The organism is Alteromonas sp. 14N.309.X.WAT.G.H12 (assembly GCF_036697315.1).
Lineage (GTDB): Bacteria > Pseudomonadota > Gammaproteobacteria > Enterobacterales > Alteromonadaceae > Alteromonas.
Genome location: NZ_JBAHZB010000208.1, coordinates 1 through 1,941, shown reverse-complemented (window position 1 = coordinate 1,941; position 1,941 = coordinate 1). Strand labels below are relative to the sequence as shown.

1 protein-coding gene and 2 tRNA genes are annotated in these 1,941 nt (G+C 47.2%); 2 read left to right on the top strand and 1 reads right to left on the bottom strand.

Going from position 1 to position 1,941, the window contains the following annotated elements:
• Positions 1-101 precede the first annotated feature (101 nt).
• Positions 102-1,409: a short-chain fatty acid transporter gene (locus V5298_RS20495; protein WP_332933264.1), complete on the bottom strand. Its 1,308-nt coding sequence runs from the start codon at positions 1,407-1,409 to the stop codon at positions 102-104.
• Positions 1,410-1,704: 295 nt separating this feature from the next.
• Between V5298_RS20495 and V5298_RS20490 the strand changes: the two genes are divergently transcribed.
• Positions 1,705-1,781: transfer RNA gene (locus V5298_RS20490), tRNA-Met, on the top strand.
• 31 nt (positions 1,782-1,812) lie between these two features.
• Positions 1,813-1,897, top strand: a tRNA-Leu gene (locus V5298_RS20485).
• Positions 1,898-1,941 lie beyond the last annotated feature (44 nt).

Sequence of the window (1,941 nt, the reverse complement as noted above, 5' to 3'; positions counted from 1 at the left end):
AGAATACATCGTTAAAGATGGTGATGTGATCCACTTCCGCTTTAATGTGTAAATTGCCAAATGAAAAAAACACCGCCTTAAAGGCGGTGTTTTTATTTATGTTATAAAAAGCGTAAACACAAGCCAATAACAAAACCCGTGATGATCAATTGCATCAGACAAAACCCCATAATGTCTTTTGCACGAAGCCCAGCAATTGCCAACACGGGCAAGGCCCAAAAAGGTTGAATTAGATTGGTCCATGCATCACCCCAGGCTACGGCCATTGCCACCCGACTCACATCGGCGCCTAATTCCAAGGCTGCAGGCAACATCACCGGCGCCTGAACGGCCCACTGTCCACCTCCCGAGGGCACAAAGATATTCACAATGCCGGCACTAATAAAACTCCACACCGCCAGCGACTCTGGGGTAGCAAAGCTAATTAGCCAAGTGGACAGGGTTTCTGCCAAGCCAGACTGCACCATCACCGCCATAATGCCAGCGTAAAAGGGAAACTGGATCACCACCCCACCGCCGCCTTTTATTCCTTGCTGCAAACTATGGAGCAAATGACGGGGCGTGCCGTGAAGGCTGATGGCAAGGAAAAGAAACAGGGTATTGACAATATTCAGGTTCAAACCACCGCCATTAAAAAAGTAATAACCCAAATAAATTAAGCCGGACAAACCTATTAGCTGAGATAAGATCACACTGTTTTCCAGCTTGTCGGCAGGCCGGGTAGAAGCCACCGGCGGCGCAGACGCCTCCTGTAAGTCTTCCGGGGATACGATGACACTGTTTTTGCTATCTGGCAGCATCAAGCGATTTACAAGGGGCACAACAACGAACAAGATTGCCAGTAAGACAATATTAAAAGTGGCAAACAAGGTGTGTGAGGTGTCAATAACGCCAATTTGATCTTCGGCAAAGTGCCCTGGCGTGGCGATAGCTAAAGGAATAGAGCCGGCAAGGCCACCGTGCCAAACAACAAACCCTGAATAAGCGCTAGCAACCAGTAATCGGTAATCCACCGCCGTACGTCGGGCTAGGGCCTTCGCGAACAACGCACCGGCAACTAAACCAAAGCCCCAATTTAGCCAACTGGTCGTTAACGAGACTAGGGTTACCAGAACAATGGCTTTGCCGGGCGTGTTACCTAGTAAAGCCAGTTTTTCTAAAATCTGTTTGACCAAAGGCGTACTTGCCAGCATAAAACCACTCACCAATACCAGTAGCATCTGCATGGAAAAGGTAAGCAGCCCCCAAATTCCCCCACCCCATTGTTGTAAAATCAGTATGGGCGCTTGGTCTTCAACAAGATAAGCCGCCATAAAGGTGACTAAAGTCAGCAGAAGAACAAGGACAAAAGGATCGGGCAGGTATTTTTCCACTAGCCGAACAAAGGGTTGAGCCGCACGGTTTAGCATAGTTAATCATTCAAATTTTAACATCTTTGTTACACGATACCCAAAATCACAGCGGTTTCTCAAGTTTTTAATCACCATCATTGGGCTACCTAAACCGAAACGTCATGGACAAAGCTACCAATAAACAGCCTTTTTATCGGTGCATATTGGTGACATTATCGACATATCGACGATGAATTGGCCACGACAGTACACAATCTGAGCATTTAAAAAAAGTTAGTAAAAAAGGGGTTGACGGTCGAGATTCATATCAGCATAATACGCGCCACTTCCTGAGAGGGAAGAGAATGAAAGAGGCTACGTAGCTCAGTTGGTTAGAGCACATCACTCATAATGATGGGGTCGCAAGTTCGAATCTCGCCGTAGCCACCATTCTTTCAATTCTCTCAGGTATGTCTATTTTGCGGGAGTGGTGGAATTGGTAGACACGCTGGATTTAGGTTCCAGTGCTTCACGGCGTGAGAGTTCAAGTCTCTCCTTCCGCACCATTATTGGGGTATAGCCAAGTGGTAAGGCAGCGGGTTTTGATCCC